Here is a 16,351-nt window from a genome sequence, read left to right on the forward strand (position 1 = left end):
CAAATCACCAGTCATAGCCGTTCTTCTTCATGCTGCCGTAACGCATCGGATTACCTCCGAGGCCGCTGTCCGGGTCGCCGCCGTCGGGATATTCGGGGAACTCCGGCGTAAAATTGCCTTTCTGAATATCCTTTAAGCGGGATATGGCATTGTCGTAAAGCGTCTGTCGCATCTCGCTTCCCAACATGCCGGGCAACCATTGGCCGAGCCACCACAGCGCGATTGATACAGTGAGCTGCACGAGCAGGGGGTTACGCTGAATGTCGGTCTTTGAATAGGCCGCGTCTATGTCATATCTGGTGCGGACATATCCGGCGACTTCCTCCATAGCCGTGCGCTCGGCCTGTCGGCGTATATCCTCGGAGGACTGGCAGATAATTTCAAGGTCGGACGGGCAGGTAACTACCCGGTAATCGTCGTTGGTAAGAAAAGACATCGGAGCAGGGATTAGACGGTTCTGTAAATCGCGATGGCCTCTATGTCTGCGGCGGTAACTCCTTTGCGGTAGACACCCTCGCGCACAAGCCGCTTGATATGCTGCTTGCTCACGACCACAGGGCGACCGTTAAGGTTAATGACAAGATGCTTCTGCCCGGAGACGGCGCGTCGGCGGTCGGCCTCGCGTCGGCAATGGCGCAGACGGCAGTCGAAAACGACCGCACGGAAGTAGGTTCTGATGTTGCGGAATAATTTCATATAGGAGAAGTGTTGAATTGTTACCATGAATTTTTAGGGGCTTTGCGGCGACCCACGGAGGGCTTGAACCTCTGCTGCCGGGTAAGCCCCTGCAGAATGAAAATCGCTCCCTCGTCGGCATCCGGGCCGTCGTCGTGTCCCGACATACCACGCTCACAGGAGAGCGTCTGGTCTATGCCTGTGCGCATATCGGGATCATTCTTCATGCGCACGTTATAATAGACGTGGCCGTGTTCCCACAGCGGGGAAATGGCCTCTATGCGTTGGAACTTGTCGGGCTTCTTGCGCGTGTCGCCGAAAATCGGGAGCTGATAGCCTCTTTCGTTGCCCTCGCGCACGAACTCGTCAAGGAGAATCTGCTGAAGGAAATTGGCCTCTATATAATAGGAGCATACGGCGTTGGCCTTTACAATCTTCTCGTGGAGGTCATAGAACCAACCCACCATCTCGGCCACGGAGCATTGGCGGACGAAAGCCGCGAGGCAATGGAGATCCGTGCCTGTCTTGCCCCACAGTTTAATGGCCTTGTAGTCGTTGCGGGTGGTGGACTTGAACGAGGGGTCGCAGTAGCACACGAGATAATCGTACTTGGCGAGAGGCAGCGGGCGACACCAACGTATCCAATCGTTGCGGAAGATGCTGCCCTCGGTAATGGGGTTGTTCATCTTCTCGCGTTGGAACGATATATAACCCATGAACCGCTCCTCGGCACGTATCTCCTCGATAGACCACTTAGCAGCCCACGCGGGTTTGCCGTTTTTGTCAATGGCATTCACCTTAGAGACCACGACACCGTCGGAGGCCATGAAATTGGCGAGGACAGAGTTTTTGCCTATAAGGTTGCCGACCATACAGAAACGGCCACGGCCACCGTCGAGCGTGCCGAACAGGGCTTCTTTTACCCACTTTGTGAGCCGCGCCACGCGGTCGGGGTTGTTTACAAGTTCGTCGTCGTCGAGGTCATCTATCACGATATAGTCCGGGCGGTACTTCTTGTAACGGAGACCACGCGGCGACTGGCCGCGACCGCGAGCGAAGAAAGCGCGACCGTCGGCGGTTACGAACTTTCCTGTCTCCCACGACCCTGTAACTTTCTGCACCCCGAAGTCGGATATATAGCGTTGGTTGAACTCGAACTCCGCCTGTATGTCGCCGAGGAGCGTCTCGGCATTGTCCTTGCTCTTGCCGACAAGCACCATGAGGTGCAGTTTTTTGAGGGCTTTGAGATACATGGGAATGCCGACATCGAAATGGACGGACTTCGCGTGGCCTCGCGCCCACTGCGCGGCATATTGGATTGTAGGATGGTCGCGGAGCGTGTGCGCCGCCTTTATCTGAAACGGTGCGCAGTCGGTATGCTTCCCTGTCTCCTCGTCGTCGCAGTAGTGCGCGAGATAGTAAGAAAAGAAGCGGCCATAGTCGGCGAGGAGATACGCGATGCGTTTCTCCTTTTGCGCCGGGGTCTCGCGGACAGACACGACAGAGCGCGTCTGCACGGTCTCGCACCATTGCTTCCACTGCTCGATCGCCTCCTTGCGGTTCTGTGCGGTGTTCCTTGCCATACGCTACAATTTGCTGCTGAGCATTTCAAGTATATACTTGTTCTGATACTTGTTGACAAGTTTACGGAACTCCGGCGTAATCTCCAGGTCTGTCTCCGCCTGGTATTCGAGCCAACGGCCAAAAGCCATGAAGCACTCGATGAAATCGACAGCGGAAGCCTCCTTGTCGAGACGCTCGATAGTGGCCGAGAGTTTCACGAGCTGATCGACGACCGTCGCGGACTTGGAGATGTCGAGGTCTCGCAGTTCCTCTATCTTGTCCTTTATGGCCGAGAGCAGTTCATTCTGCAGACTTTTGCGGGTAATAGACATCGCAGCGCGTTTCTCACCCCAGCAGCCGTCCTTTACCCACTTGCCTACGGTATTGGCCGACACGCCGACTTTCTCGGCGATAGAGTTTTGCGGCATACCCTGCATGAAAAGAGCCTCGGCGAACTCCTTTTTATCTGTTGAAACCTTGTTTGCCATTCATAATAAATGATGTTTTCGGGTTGTATCAATGTTGATTTTACGGTGCAAAATTGCGACAAACGGACGGCGCGAGAAAATAGAGTGTAAAGTTTTTACACTCTGTTTTGCAGGGCAGTAAACCCTCCCCAACTTTGCACCGTAAAACGACATCGCGGAGTAGAGCAGCCGGGTAGCTCGCAAGGTTCATTCCCTTGAGGTCGCGGGTTCAAGTCCCGCCTCCGCCACAACCCCCTTTTGCGATCCGTCGGCGCGGCGGCACAGGGTTTTCACACAGTGAAGTGCCACACAAGCCGCGCCGACATTTTTTCATCATTATCACGCCAATGCCGAAAGAAGCAATCATATCGACCCCGCGCCTCAACAGTTACGGCGCAAGGGTACTGACCGAGGGCATAGACCTCACGCAATACCAAAAGAACCCGGTACTCCTGTATATGCACCGACGCGGGCGCAAGGAGGATATGCCGATAGGGATCATGGAGAATGTGCGCGTGGAGGGGGATACGCTCTACGGCACGCCTAAATTCGACGACGACACCGAGGACGAGCGCAACATCTCGAAGAAATGGGAGCGCGGCACGCTGCGTATGCTCTCCGCCGGGCTTGACATCATGGAATGGAGCGAAGACCCCACGCTTCTTGTGGCCGGACAGACGCGCCCGACCGTAACCAAAAGCAAACTCATAGAGGTGTCGGTGGTGGATATAGGCGCGAATGACGATGCGCTGCAGGTCGGCCTATATCACGAGGGGAAACTGCTCACCCTCGCCGCCGGGGAGGAAAGCGACCACCTGCCGCTTCTGAACCTCACCGTACACGAAGAAAAGACAGAACAACCCCCAAATAACAACATCAAAAAGAACATGGAAAAGATCCTTTTGAAACTCGGCCTCGCGCCCAACGCCACCGAGGACGAAGCAGTGGCCGCAATCACAAAATTACAGGAAGACAAGGCCGCTATGACCCTCGCCCGCATCACCGACGCGGTAGACACGGCAATCAAGGAAAAACGCCTCACCCCTGACAAGAAAGAGAAATACATCGTGCTGGGCAAAAACGTCGGCCTTGACACCCTCAACACGCTCCTTGACGACATGCAGCCCGCACAGAAGCCCCTCGACCTCGTGCGTCCCGCCGGAGGCGGCACAGCCCCCACCGCGACCCTTACATGGGACAAGGCAACCCCCGAACAGCTTGCCGACCTGCGCGACAATAACCGCGAGGAGTATGCCCGGCTCTACAAGGAGTATTTCGGTTTCGCACCCAAATTCAACTGACATCAACTCAACAAACATTTTCAATCAACAAAAGACGAATGAAAAGATTTCTTCTCGCCCTTATGGGCATGATTATCGGAGTTGCGCTGACCTCCGCAATGGGCGCGACCCTCGGTGTGGCCGTGGGTGTCTCGCCGCTCGCCGGAGCATTGACGCTCAACGGCGTTGCGGTAGGCACGTCGCTCATAGGCGGTCTCGCACCCGCCAACGCGCTCCGCGCCGGGCTTTATCCCGAAGCGTGGACAGGCGAGCTTGTAAAGGCATTCCGCACCGCAGCCGCCGCAATCGGGTGGTATAACAAGATCCGCAGCTACGACCAATATGTGGAAAAGGACGTTATCCACATGGTGGATGTGGGAGTAGATCCCGAAGTGCTTGTGAACAACACCTCCTATCCGCTGGAGGTCGAGACGCTCGAAGACGGCGACATCGCCGTGCGCCTCGACAAATACCAGAGCAAGCCCACCCGCATCACCGACGACGAGCTTCACGCGCTCGGCCATGACAAGATGGCCTCAGTGATAGAACGCCACAAAGAGGCATTCGACGAGGTGCGTTTCAGCCGCGCAATCCACTCTCTCGCACCCGCCGAGAACACGGCCAAGACCCCGGTGCTGCTCACCACAGGCGAGGTTGACGGCGACCGCAAGCGACTGACGCGCCGCGACATCATCGCGCTCAAAAAGGCTTTCGACAAGGCCAGGATACCCGCCGAGGGGCGCATCCTCGTGCTGTGCGCCGACCATGTGGCCGACCTGCTGGAGCAGGATCAGAAATTCGCCTCGCAGTATTACAACTACGACAGCGGCGCGATAAACCGCATGTACGGCTTCGAGGTGTACGAGTATGACGCATGTCCCCACTACAACACCTCCACGAAGAAGAAACTGGCCTACGGCGCAGTCCCGGCAGCCACAGACCGCCAATGCTCCGTCGCATTCTCGCTCAAACGCGCCATGAAAGCCAACGGCTCGACGAAGACCTATCTGCAGGAGGCCGCAGCCAACCCCACTACACAGGAAAACCTTTTCTCCATGCGCACCTACACAATCTGTCTGCCGACAAAGGCCGAGGGTCTCGGCGCGATAGTGAGCGCACCGAAAGCATAACCAGGTATGAAACAAACGCTGAAATATCTCGTTCTGCACTGCACCGCCACCCCGGAGGGACGCGACGTGACAGCCGCCGACATACGACGGATGCACACCTCTCCCAAATCGGCGGGCGGTCGCGGGTGGAGCAAACCCGGCTATACCGATATAATCCGGCTCGACGGCACGGTGGAGCGTATAGTCGACAACAACGAGGACAACTTCGTTGATCCGTGGGAAATCACCAACGGCGCGAAAGGCTACAATGCAGTGAGCCGCCACGTAGTCTATGCCGGAGGCTGCGACAAAAACATGAACCCCAAAGACTCCCGCACGGCGGCGCAGAAAAGCGCAATGGCAAAATACGTGCGCGACTTCCACGCCAAGCACCCTAATGTAAAAATCATCGGTCACCGCGACCTGTCACCCGACCTCAACGGCAACGGCGTGATAGAGCCTTACGAGTGGATGAAAGCCTGTCCGAGTTTCGACGTTGCCGCATGGCTCAAAGAAATCGGCATAACACAATAACGCTGAATGACTGAAACGATCCTTGCCGCAGCGGTGGCGATCATCACCGCGCCGCTCTCGGCATTACTCACGGCCATATTCCTGCGCTCCAAGCACAAGGCAGAAGTGGAGCAGCTCCGCGCCGAGGTGAAAAAGACGCTCGCCGACGTGCGCGGGCGTGAACTCGACAACGACAAAAAGGCCATAGAGATGATTATGGAACTTGTGGTCGAGCCGCTGCGCAAGGATATGATTCAGTTACAGGAAAAAGTAGACACCCTCACCAATGCGATTGAAAAAATCAATTCATGTCCTCACGCTGACGATTGTCCTGTCAGCCATGAGCTGCGCCGCGCCAAGAAAAGCGATGTCGGAGCAGCGGTCACAAACGCACTCGTCGCAGTCAGAAACGACATCGGGCGAGACCCACCTGCAGGACAGCGCGGCGATGCGCACGGAGCGGCTTCTGAATGAATGGCTCGCGGCATGGCTTCAACGCGAGGAGACAAGGGACGAGGCCACCGAGCGCGTGACCGAGATATTCGACACGACGCAGCCGCCGGACAGCGTCACAGGCACCCCGCCGCTGTCAGCCCGCATCCGGGAGCGTCACGAGACCAGGAGCCAGAGCGACAGCCGGGCAAAGGTGGAGACCGCCAAGAGCGACAGCACCGCCACCGAATGCGAGGCTCACTCACGGACGGACGAGGCCACGCAGACCGACATCGAGGCCGAAACGTCCGGGGAGAGCGAGGCCGAAAGCCGGGAGGAGAAAGGCGCGGACAAAACCCTCGTTTGGGTGTCGATAGCCCTGTCCCTCGTATCGCTCGCTGTCATCGCCATAATTATCAAACACCGTTCAAACAGACATTAAACACCATACGACAATGGCAAAAAAGACAAAAGAAACAGAAAAATCCACGGCGACGGTGGCCGCGAAAGCCGCCGCCAGGATAGCCGAGGAGACCCTGCGCCTCAATCCCGACATAAACGAGGTACACGTAACCTCTGACGGCACGGCGTTCTACACCCGCAACGACGCGCAGAACCACGCCAACTCCCTGCCCAACCGCGAGGTGTACTCCACCAACCGCAGGACTGCCGCGCTGAAAGCCGCAGCAGCAAAGAGCAAGGCCGACACCGCCGAGCCTGCCGCACCCTCCGACACCGAGCCGGAGGTGGACGAACTGACCGGGGAGGCAGTGAATGATACCGACAACGAACCCGCCAACACCGACGAATAATGCAGAATCTCACCATTACCCGGACAAACGGCAACATCGTGCGCTCGCTCGCTGGTGAAGACCACATAAGCGGCCTCGTGTTCTACTCGGCAACCCTGCCGACGGCCACCGAGGGCGTGGACGGCTTCACCGCAACAGAGCGCATCCACGCCATATCATCGCCGGAGACCGCCGAGAAATACGGCATCACCGCCGACGCGGAGGCATGGGAGACAAGGGTGCTTCACTACACCCTCGCCTCGATATTCAATATGAATCCCGGCGTGAGCCTGTATGTGGGCATCTTCAAGCCCGCCGCCGGAACAAACGCCTTTTCGGAAATCAAGCAGATACAGAACCATGCCGGAGGCCGTCTGCGGCAGGTGGGCGTGTGGAACGGCGCGGTGGAGCTGAGCGACACCCTCGTCAACTCCCTGCAATCGGTACGCACCACGCTTGAAGCGCAGAACAAACCGCTGTCGATACTCTACGCGCCGAAAGTCTCCGACGTTACCGCGCTCCCCTCAGACCTCGCAAAGATCGGACGCAACGGCGTGTCGGTCATCATCGGACAGGACGGCGCGGGAGTGGCCGACGAGCTCTACCGCGACGCGGCCAACGCCGCCAAAGCGAGCGTGTCGGCACTCGGCGACGCACTCGGCGCGGTGAGCAAGGCAAAGGTACACGAGAGCATCGCGTGGGTGGAATCGTTCCCGACGAACATAGCAGTGGCCGCTTTCGGCGACGGCAAGAAACTGCGCGATCTCGACGACGAAGTTATAAAAACGCTCGACAACTCGCGCTACATTTTCCTGCGCACCTACGACGGCCTCGCCGGGTGCTTCTTCAACGACAACCACACCCTCGACATTCCTACAAGCGACTACGCCTATATCAACGACGTGCGCACGATGGACAAGGCCGTGCGCGGTGTGCGCACCTACCTGCTGCCCAAACTCGGACGGCCTATGAAAGTGGACGCGGACACCGGGAAACTGGAGCGCACGGCGGTGGAGCATCTCATCACCACAGGCAACAAGGCACTGGAGGAGATGGCAAAGGCCGGGGAGCTGAGCGGCTACCGCTTCGACATAGACCCCGACCAGAACATACTCGCCACCTCGCGTGTGCGGGGAGTGATAAAGAACGTGGCCGTGGGAGTTATGCGCAACCTCGACCTTGAAATAGGTTACGCCACAAGTGTATAACCATTAACGCGACAAAAGAATGAACACATTGGACGCGGCCTATAACGGAATCCCGCTTATCAACGGCGAGGAATATTCGTGGGGCAACATCAAGACCTGCATAAACGGCATCGTCGTAACCGGGATCACCGCGATAGCCTACGGCGACAAACAGGACATGCAGAACAACTACGGCGCGGGGAGACACCCGGTAAGCCGCAGCTACGGACGCATAACCCCCTCGGCGAAAATCACGCTCTACATGAGCGAGGTTGTGGCGATTTCGCGCACCTCCCCGACCGGGCGAATGCAGGACATCGCGCCTTTCGACATCGAGGTGGCCTATCTTCCCCCCAACGGCATCATTGTCATCGACAAGATCCGCAACTGCCAGTTCACGGAAAACAAACGCGACTGGAAAGAGGGGGACATGAACCAGCAGGTGGAACTCGAACTGCTCCCCGGCAGCGTCGAATACGGCAAGCCCGACGGCGTTTAAGCCGGAAACCCGGAGTGTGAAACCCGAAACACGAACTTTTTCAGAAACAACAATCTCAAACCGATATGGATAACAAGACAATCGACATCAACACAGAGAATTTCACAGTAGTAAACGGCGACATCACCGAGGAGCAGATAGCCACGTGGAAAGGGAAGCATGGCCGCGTGGTGGAGGTAGAGGTGGCCGACACCGACTTCGAGGAGCTGCACCGAGGCTATTTCCACCGCCCGGACATGAAGACGATGCAGGCTTTCTCGGCCACGGCCAAGCAGAACGAGGTGAGAGCCGCCGAGGTTCTGTTTGACAACTGCTGGCTCGGCGGGTCGCCTCTGATGAAGAGCGATGCGGTCTACAAGATGCAGGCGACCGGGGAACTGCAGAACATCTTCGGGAAGTGCGTGTCTAAGCTAAAAAACTTGTAGAGGCGCACCAACTCTCCGGGGGCGTGGAGGACGACGACCCTGGAGAGATAGCGAAAGGGTGCGCCTTGATCCGCGCCAACTTCGGGACAGACCCGGAGACACTCACCGACGAAAGGTGGGCTATGCTGTTCCAACAGGCCGTGTGGCTGGAAAACTTCCGTCTTGAAAACATGGCAAGAATCCTCGCAAAATTATTCTCACCCGCAGATGCCGAATGCAGCCTATAATGCAAAGCCACCTTTGAATGAGCAATTACAACTTCAATTACGCTTTCAACATAAGCGGCAACTGCAATGCCGTGGTCGCCGAGATTTCGGGAGGTGTCGAGAACCTCCAACGGAATCTCCGTGCGACCACGTCGCTGTGGGACACATTCGAGGGGAAGATACTCGCGCTTAACCAATTCACGCAGTATGTCGGCAATCTGAGCCAAACTCTCAACGAGACACTCGCTCCCGGCGCGGCACTTAACGCCTCGCTCGCGGACTTACAGGCCATATCCGGCGCGACCGGGAGAGAACTTGAAACCGTGGAGCGTTTCGCACGATCCACGGCAAGGGAATTCGGTGTGTCGGCCTCCGGCGCGGTCGAATCATACAAACTGCTGCTGTCGCAACTGTCGCCGGAACTCACCAAGAACACGGCGGCACTCGACGCGATGGGACGCAACGTCGCCATTCTGTCAAAGACGATGGGCGGCGACACCACCGCTGCCGCCGAAGTTCTGACAACGGCCATGAACCAATACGGCGTATCGCTTGAAGACCCGATGGAGGCTTCCCGGCAGATGGCCGACATGATGAACATAATGGCCGCTGCCGGACGTGAGGGTTCTGCGGAACTGCCCACTATCAAGGTGGCGTTGGAACAGTGCGGTATGGCCGCGAAAGCCGCCGGGGTATCTTTTGCCGAAACCAACGCCGCGATACAGGTTCTTGACAAGGCGGGCAAGAAAGGTTCGGAGGGTGGTGTCGCCCTGCGAAATGTCATGTCAACTCTCGCGCAAGGCCGCTTTCTGCCAAAGGATGTGCGCGAGGAACTCGCCGCAGCCGGGATAAGTGTAAACGACCTCACCGACAAATCAAAGTCTCTTGCCGAGCGTCTACAGGTACTCAAACCCGTAATGGCCGACGACGCTCTTTTCAGCAAATTGTTCGGCAAAGAGAACTCCGCAGCAGCAATGGCTCTCGTGCAGGGCATTCCAAAGGTGGAGCAATGGACTGCCGCCATATCCGGCACCAATACTGCCGTGGAGCAGAGCAAGGTCATTATGGAGACCTACAACGAGCGTCTTGCGCGGGTACAGGCGAAGTTCGACGACATAAAAATTTCCATATTCAACTCCTGCGGCGACCTCGGTATATGGACGCAGGTCGTGGTGGGTGCGCTCGTGCCGCTCTCCCAACTCGTGCCGCTGATCTACGGCGCGGCAAAGGCGGTCATGTTTCTGCGGAGCGTGAATTTCAAAGGCGCGTTCACAGGCGTTGTCTCCTCGATACGGAACGTTGTCGCGGGTCTGATGATGCAGAATATAGCCATAACCGCGTCCGGCGGCTATTGGCTCGCATTCAAGGTTCTCGCGCAGAACGTGTGCCGCTCAATAGGTGTCGCCATTATGAACATCCCCATTGTCGGGTGGATAGCCGCCGCCATTGCCGCAGTCATCGCCATAATTCAGCAGCTTTGGGATAAGTGCTACGGCTTCCGCGTGGCTGTCTTTACCGCGTGGGAGGGCATCAAAGCCCTGTTCTCCGCTTTGTGGGAATGGCTGTCCGGGCTGTGGCAAAGAATATCCGCGTTTTTCGTCGGCCTGTGGAACGGCATAAAGTCAATGGCACAGAAAGTCGCCAACGTCTTTATGGCCGTGGTAAACAAGATCCGCTCATTCATAGCCGCGATCCGCAACTTTGTCGTTAAGGTAGTCAATGCCGTGGTCGAGAAGGTGAGCGCGATATGCAAGCCGCTCGTTACCGCTTTCAAGAATGTAGCCAACGCCATAAAAGGTTTCTTCGGCAAAATCATTGACTGGGTGCGGGATAAGTTCTACGCTCTGATAAACTGGTTCATCGACAAATACAACTGGATAGCCTCCAAACTCAACTTCGACAAGATAGCCCGGCTCGGCAGGGAGGCCGCAGACCGCTCTTGGGCGGCAGACCACCCGGAGCAGCCAGACGATGATTCTTCCGGCGGTGGAAACGGCAGCTCCGATCCCGTCGGTAACGGAGGTGGGCTTGGCGGCGGTTCACCAATCGGCAATGCCCTCGGCAGTGTCGGCGGCAGTGCGTCGAAAGAGACCGACCGTGTCAAGAATATAAACATCACCATTGACCGCCTTATCGACAAATTCACCATAACGACCAACAATCTCTCCGAAAGCAAGGAGAGGATAAAGGATGCGGTGGCCGAGGCTCTTCTTTCGGCTGTCAACGATGCAAACTACGCTCTATAATACAGATCATGCAGGAATACAAGTTTGAAATAATCAATGCCCGGTTCATAGCGTCCGGGGTGGCGATACAGGCAAAGGGACTCGCTTACAGGCTGCGACCTAACAAAGGGAGGGACGCGCAGAAAAACGAGGACTACAAGCTCGGGACGCTGCCAGGCTACGCGATGGGGGGCGGCACTACCGAGGGGGGCGCGGCTATCAACAAGGCCGAGGAGAAGTGGAGCGGGAGCGGCGACTATTGGCTTGGCCGCACCGCGCTTACGGACATGGTGGTGAAAGTTCCGGGAGAGGGTCTGCTTCTGATCAACGACGCGACGGTGAACGTTAGCCTGCAAAAAGAGGTGGTGAAGACCGCGCTTGTAGGCCGCGCCGGAACGATAAAGGAGTATATCACCGACGGCGACTACCAACTGAGCATAAGCGTGGGGATAGTCGCCGTGGACGACGATGGCAGGATATGCGACCAATACCCGGAGCGGGCTGTGGCGCAGCTGCGGGAGATAATGGAGAGGCCGGAGGCACTGGAGGTGAGCTCGGCGTTCCTTGACCTGTTCGGGATAAGCCATATAGTCGTAACCGGGTTCTCTGCAAAACAGATGACGCACTCTAACAGGCAGGTGATAGAGATAACGGCGTTGAGCGACACCGAGTATGTGATAGAATCAACCGATTATTAACCGACGTTCAAACACCTTTCAAACGATGAACGGACTTACGACATACGAGAACTGCGGCGACCTTGCCATAGAGGGCGGGGGCTGCATCGTGGCCGGGACGGAGGCGCAGACGATAGAACACGTTCTTGTGGCTAACCGTGGAGAGTGGCGGGAACACCCGCTGCTCGGCGGGGAGATCCGCAAGATGCAGCACGGCCTTGCCGGGAGGATGTGGGCTGCGCGTGCGCGGCAGATGTGCCGCGAGGCGGGAGTGGCCGTGAACCGGGTAACGGTGAGTGATAACGGAAAAATCACGGTGGAATGAAGACAACGGCGAGAGAGGGGCAATGCCTCGTTGACATAGCGTTGGCGGCGACAGGCTCGGTGGAGGGCGTTTGGGCGTTGGCTCTGCGCAACGGACTGAGCGTGACCGGGGAACTCGGCCACGGCACGGAAATAGCGTGGGAGGCCGGGGACGTTGCGGACGCGAGGGTTGCCGAGAAATACGCCGCCGAGGGGATATGCCCGGCGACGGCAGTAAACGAAAAGACGCTTGCGGGACTGCTCAACCGACCTGTTATAATACAAGTCCCGGACTACATGACAATCAAGGCCGACCCTGTGAAGAAACAGCAGACAAGGGCTGCTGTGTTCACAGGCGCGTTCACGGCGGCATTCTCGTAAGGCGCGAAAGGAGAGAAAACAGACGCATTACAAACAACATCATCATAAACAGACAATATGAAACAGGACTGGAAGCCCGACGAACTGCGGGCAACGTCGGCAGAGATCCGCGAGGCGGTAATGCCGAAATCAATCACGCCGGAGATGGTAGGCGGGACACTCGCAGGTCTCACCGAAGCCGTGGCCGAGGTGGTGGAAACCCTCGGCGAGATACCGAGGGAACATGTGCGTGTAGAGGTTACGGCTTGCGACGGCCAAAGCAAAGTCAGTGCCGAAGGAGCGACAGTGCGGCTTGACGTGTTTGCCATCGGCGGCTTCCCCTGCACGGCAATGCCACGACAGGAGCTCACGGCAGATGCGGACGGCGTGGTGGAGTTTGACGTGCCGCACGGCTTCAAATATGCGGTCTCGTCCCATATAGACGGCCTCGGCGCGTCGTTCCAACTGGTGTTTGACGCTGTGGCGGAGCAACGCGACGTGAGACTGTGGAACTTCCCTGTGGGGGTATGGGCACTCGGCCATACCGATCTCGCCCATTATGGCGATGACGGTTGGGAGGATGAATACTACACAGCGATACCATTCGTTACTCCTATGAGAATGGAGGAGGTGCCGGAAGAAATATATCTTTGGGCGCAAGACTCCGAAAAATATCCTCAAAACGAGGGATGGTGGTATATAGGCGTTCTTGTGTCAACCGCTGAAACGACATTTGCCATAGGCAAAAACAGCCTCTCTGATAAAACAATGGAGTGGTGCGACAGCCGCGACCGCAACACTCTGTTCCCGCTGATGGACTATGCCGTTCAAAAGAGATCGACCGCCCACGATTATGATGCGGCAATAGAGAAAGCCCGCACCGATATGGACGGAAATATGAACACCGCCAAAATACTCGGATTCAGCCCGACGCATACGGCAGCGAGATGGGCGGCTTCGTCGCCGTCCGATTATGACGAACAGAGATTCTTGCCCTCGGCGGGACAGCTATATATTATGTGGTTGAACCGCACGGCCATCAACGCTATAATACAGCAGCACACCGATGCGGGAGAAGAGGGCTTTTTTCTTCTTCCCGACATTAAGCCGGGAACGACTGGCCAATGGACTCAGCCGAATGGTCGTTGGGAGTATTGGTGGTCAAGTTCCGTGTACGATTCTCTCTGCGGGTGGGTTGTCAACGTCAATGGCTACAGCATCAACACCAGATACAACCCTAACGACGTGCGGGCGGTGTCGGCTTTTCATTTTGAATATTAAACCTTTTTCCTTTCCTTTGGTGAGGTCGCCCCCTTAAAGGGCGACCGGGCAGAGGGAAAGCGACACCGGGCGAAGCCCGGTCGAAAAAATTTTCGTAACTTTGCAGACGATTAAAAAATTAACTGAAATGGCAAACGGCGCGGCGACAGCCGGGGCATACAAGAGCGTTTACAGGCTGATACAGCAGATGGTCGGCCTCAGCGACAACGTGCCTGTGAAATACCGACGGTGGCTTTGGGAGAAGACGTTGGACGCTGCAACGGATCTGATCGCGCTGATAGTGTATGCGTGGGATGAGCAGAACGTGGCGCACAAGGTTGTCTACATAGACCGGGCGTTGACGAAATTCACGGTGCTGAACACGTATATGCGGCTGTGCAACGAGGCGCGGGTGCTGCCATTGCAGAAACAGACAAGTCTGTCGGAGCTTATGGCCGATATATCCGGGCAGCTCGGGTCGTGGCGCAAGGCCACGGCTGAAAGGGCGAAAAAAGTGTCTAAGAGTGAGTGTTCCGTCGGCCACGGCTTACGGAAGCGCGATTTTCTTTAATGAAAAGGTCTGTGCGCTCTCATTAAGAGCAAGGAACAAGCCAGTCACAGAAGATTACTGCTCGTGGGTTGTCAACTACAATGGCAACATCAACAACAACAGAAACAACACTAACGACGTGCGGGCGGTGTCGGAATTTCAACGGAAAATGAACAACCAACCGGAACAACATATCGCCATAGGCTACGACAGTCTTTTGTCCGCCTATTATCAGTGCCGCCGCAACAAGGCGTGGACTGAGGCGGCTGCGGCCTTTGAGATACACTACGAGGCCGAACTGCTGAAACTGCGCGAAGAGATACAGGCCGGACGGTACAGGCCGCAGCCCTCGATCACGTTCCTCGTGGAATGGCCGACGCTGCGGGAGGTATTCGCGGCGATGTTCCGGGACAGGATAGTGCAGACTTGGATCGCACAGCGGATAGAACCGCTTTTCGAGGCGCAGTTCATCCCGGCGAGTTTCAACTGCCGCAAGGGTAAGGGTACGCTTGCCGCCGTGAAACATCTGCACGAGGCCATACGCGAGAAATCCGAGAACTACACCCGCGACTGCTGGGTTCTGAAATATGACCTCAAAGGTTTCTTCATGTCGATAAACCGGGCGATGGTGACGGATAAACTCTGCCGTTTCATCCGGGAGCGGTACAAGTGCGCGGACGTGGAGACGCTTGTCTACCTCACGCAGGTAACTCTGCTCAACTCCCCGGCGGAGGGGTGCATCATACAGGGCGACCCGCGCAAGTGGGAGGAACTGCCTCCGAACAAAAGCCTGTTCACCGTGCCGGAGGGGTACGGCCTCCCGATCGGAAACATCACCTCGCAGCTCGTGGCGAATTTTCTGCTTGACGAGACCGACCATTACCTTACCGAGACCCTCGGCCTCGACATAGACCGCTATGTGGACGACACGGCCACCGTGGACTGCGACAAGGAGAAACTGCTACTCGCTATGCCGCTTATCAGGGAACACCTGTGGCAGACAGCCGAGGTGAGGGTAAACCCGAAAAAGTATTACCTGCAGCACTACAAGAAAGGCGTTAAATTCCTCGGCACGGTCATCAAGGGAGAGCGCATCTACATCGCCAACCGCACCCTCGGAAAAGCGATGTGCCGTCTGCACGGATTCAACCGACAGGCCGAGGAGCGCGGCGCGGCATGGTGCAAAGCCAACGCGGAGCATTTCGTGAGCTGCATCAACTCCTATCTCGGCCTCATGCGGCAAGGACAGGAATATGGTATGCGCCGGGCTTTCTGCGGTAGGATCTCCGAGGCGTGGATGAAATACATTGTGGTGGAATGGGACTTCACCAAGATAATACTAAAACAGAAATACAAACACCGCGAGCGCGTGAAGCGTATGCTCCGCCGCAAGCGTAAACAAGCATCAAGAAACAGAATACCAAAAGCAAAGCGAATGACAGCACGAGTTTTCAGCGGGGAGACGCTCCCTGCCGTTGAGCAGTTCAACACCGGTCGCAAAAGGGGTTGCATTGTTCGTTGGGACTACGAGCCTGTCAAGACAACAATCCCCGAAGTTGACAAACGCGCCGCGTTCCGCAAGCGCAAGGCGTTGAGCCGCGCCGCCAAAAACGGCACACCCCCTCCCGCCGAGGAACCGCAGCAGGGCAAGGAGGTTGACAGCGGCCTTGTGGCCTATTCTGAAATGCGCTACTTAGGCATTCCCGACCCGGAGCGAGTTGTGGCCGACATTCAGTATGACCTCGACCTGCGTTACGGCGACGCACCGCGCCCGGAGATTGATTTCGACGCTTACCGCTCGGCCATAGCCGCGCTCAACAAAGCGTGAG

Annotated in this window: 21 protein-coding genes and 1 tRNA gene; 18 read left to right on the plus strand and 4 right to left on the minus strand. The window is 56.9% G+C overall.

What is annotated here, in order from left to right; genetic code table 11:
- Positions 1–4: 4 nt before the first annotated feature.
- Genes FDZ78_RS01695 through FDZ78_RS01710 form a run of 4 tightly spaced genes read right to left on the minus strand, consistent with a single transcriptional unit; the run spans position 5 to position 2,726 of the window.
- Positions 5–436: a phage protein Gp36 family protein gene (locus FDZ78_RS01695; protein ID WP_136408955.1), complete on the minus strand. Its 432-nt coding sequence runs from the start codon at positions 434–436 to the stop codon at positions 5–7.
- A gap of 11 nt (positions 437–447) precedes the next feature.
- On the minus strand, positions 448–696 hold the full coding sequence (locus tag FDZ78_RS01700; protein WP_239654418.1) for a hypothetical protein: 249 nt from the start codon (positions 694–696) through the stop codon (positions 448–450).
- Positions 697–716: 20 nt separating this feature from the next.
- On the minus strand, positions 717–2,258 hold the full coding sequence (locus tag FDZ78_RS01705) for a hypothetical protein (RefSeq protein ID WP_136408956.1): 1,542 nt from the start codon (positions 2,256–2,258) through the stop codon (positions 717–719).
- A gap of 3 nt (positions 2,259–2,261) precedes the next feature.
- Positions 2,262–2,726 carry a terminase gene (locus FDZ78_RS01710; RefSeq protein ID WP_136408957.1) on the minus strand — a complete coding sequence of 155 codons (465 nt, stop codon included), beginning with the start codon at positions 2,724–2,726 and terminating at the stop codon, positions 2,262–2,264.
- A 153-nt stretch (positions 2,727–2,879) separates the two neighbouring features.
- Here FDZ78_RS01710 and FDZ78_RS01715 point away from each other — a divergent pair.
- The 18 genes from FDZ78_RS01715 to FDZ78_RS01800 all read left to right on the plus strand — a co-directional run bounded on the left by FDZ78_RS01715 (position 2,880) and on the right by FDZ78_RS01800 (position 16,350).
- A tRNA-Met gene (locus tag FDZ78_RS01715) sits at positions 2,880–2,953 on the plus strand.
- A 99-nt stretch (positions 2,954–3,052) separates the two neighbouring features.
- Positions 3,053–4,006, plus strand: coding sequence for an HK97 family phage prohead protease (locus tag FDZ78_RS01720; RefSeq protein ID WP_136408958.1), 954 nt, complete (start codon positions 3,053–3,055; stop codon positions 4,004–4,006).
- A 38-nt stretch (positions 4,007–4,044) separates the two neighbouring features.
- On the plus strand, positions 4,045–5,115 hold the full coding sequence (locus tag FDZ78_RS01725) for a hypothetical protein (protein WP_240743519.1): 1,071 nt from the start codon (positions 4,045–4,047) through the stop codon (positions 5,113–5,115).
- Between the two features lie 6 nt (positions 5,116–5,121).
- The gene (locus tag FDZ78_RS01730) at positions 5,122–5,628 is read left to right on the plus strand and encodes an N-acetylmuramoyl-L-alanine amidase (protein ID WP_136408960.1); all 507 of its coding nucleotides are present in this window, start codon (positions 5,122–5,124) and stop codon (positions 5,626–5,628) included.
- Between the two features lie 6 nt (positions 5,629–5,634).
- Positions 5,635–6,081, plus strand: coding sequence for a hypothetical protein (locus tag FDZ78_RS01735; protein WP_136408961.1), 447 nt, complete (start codon positions 5,635–5,637; stop codon positions 6,079–6,081).
- 172 nt (positions 6,082–6,253) lie between these two features.
- Positions 6,254–6,481 carry a hypothetical protein gene (locus FDZ78_RS01740; RefSeq protein WP_136408962.1) on the plus strand — a complete coding sequence of 76 codons (228 nt, stop codon included), beginning with the start codon at positions 6,254–6,256 and terminating at the stop codon, positions 6,479–6,481.
- Positions 6,482–6,494: 13 nt separating this feature from the next.
- Complete coding sequence (locus FDZ78_RS01745) at positions 6,495–6,851, plus strand: hypothetical protein (protein ID WP_136408963.1); 357 nt, start codon at positions 6,495–6,497, stop codon at positions 6,849–6,851.
- Complete coding sequence (locus FDZ78_RS01750) at positions 6,851–8,038, plus strand: DUF2586 family protein (RefSeq protein WP_136408964.1); 1,188 nt, start codon at positions 6,851–6,853, stop codon at positions 8,036–8,038. The genes FDZ78_RS01745 and FDZ78_RS01750 overlap by 1 nt, the downstream gene beginning before the upstream one ends.
- 19 nt (positions 8,039–8,057) lie before the next feature.
- Entirely contained in the window at positions 8,058–8,516 is a 459-nt protein-coding gene (locus FDZ78_RS01755) for a hypothetical protein (RefSeq protein WP_136408965.1), read from the plus strand.
- 65 nt (positions 8,517–8,581) lie between these two features.
- A complete protein-coding gene (locus tag FDZ78_RS01760; protein WP_136408966.1) occupies positions 8,582–8,941 on the plus strand; it encodes a hypothetical protein in 360 nt (119 codons plus the stop codon).
- Between the two features lie 23 nt (positions 8,942–8,964).
- Positions 8,965–9,168 carry a hypothetical protein gene (locus tag FDZ78_RS01765; RefSeq protein ID WP_104403993.1) on the plus strand — a complete coding sequence of 68 codons (204 nt, stop codon included), beginning with the start codon at positions 8,965–8,967 and terminating at the stop codon, positions 9,166–9,168.
- Positions 9,169–9,185: 17 nt separating this feature from the next.
- Positions 9,186–11,393, plus strand: a complete 2,208-nt coding sequence (locus tag FDZ78_RS01770) for a phage tail tape measure protein (RefSeq protein ID WP_136408967.1) — start codon at positions 9,186–9,188, stop codon at positions 11,391–11,393.
- A gap of 8 nt (positions 11,394–11,401) precedes the next feature.
- Positions 11,402–12,070, plus strand: coding sequence for a DUF6046 domain-containing protein (locus tag FDZ78_RS01775; protein ID WP_137426170.1), 669 nt, complete (start codon positions 11,402–11,404; stop codon positions 12,068–12,070).
- A gap of 25 nt (positions 12,071–12,095) precedes the next feature.
- Positions 12,096–12,374 (plus strand): hypothetical protein, encoded by a 279-nt coding sequence (locus FDZ78_RS01780; RefSeq protein ID WP_136408969.1) that lies wholly within the window; start codon positions 12,096–12,098, stop codon positions 12,372–12,374.
- Positions 12,371–12,733: a hypothetical protein gene (locus FDZ78_RS01785; RefSeq protein ID WP_136408970.1), complete on the plus strand. Its 363-nt coding sequence runs from the start codon at positions 12,371–12,373 to the stop codon at positions 12,731–12,733. Before FDZ78_RS01780 ends, FDZ78_RS01785 begins: the two co-directional genes overlap by 4 nt.
- Before the next feature lie 57 nt (positions 12,734–12,790).
- Positions 12,791–13,993, plus strand: a complete 1,203-nt coding sequence (locus FDZ78_RS01790; RefSeq protein ID WP_137426171.1) for a hypothetical protein — start codon at positions 12,791–12,793, stop codon at positions 13,991–13,993.
- Between the two features lie 127 nt (positions 13,994–14,120).
- A complete protein-coding gene (locus FDZ78_RS01795; protein WP_136408972.1) occupies positions 14,121–14,543 on the plus strand; it encodes a four helix bundle protein in 423 nt (140 codons plus the stop codon).
- On the plus strand, positions 14,497–16,350 hold the full coding sequence (locus tag FDZ78_RS01800) for a reverse transcriptase domain-containing protein (protein ID WP_137426172.1): 1,854 nt from the start codon (positions 14,497–14,499) through the stop codon (positions 16,348–16,350). The genes FDZ78_RS01795 and FDZ78_RS01800 overlap by 47 nt, the downstream gene beginning before the upstream one ends.
- Position 16,351: the final 1 nt, after the last annotated feature.

This window comes from Duncaniella sp. B8, assembly GCF_005304985.1.
Lineage (GTDB): Bacteria > Bacteroidota > Bacteroidia > Bacteroidales > Muribaculaceae > Duncaniella > Duncaniella muris.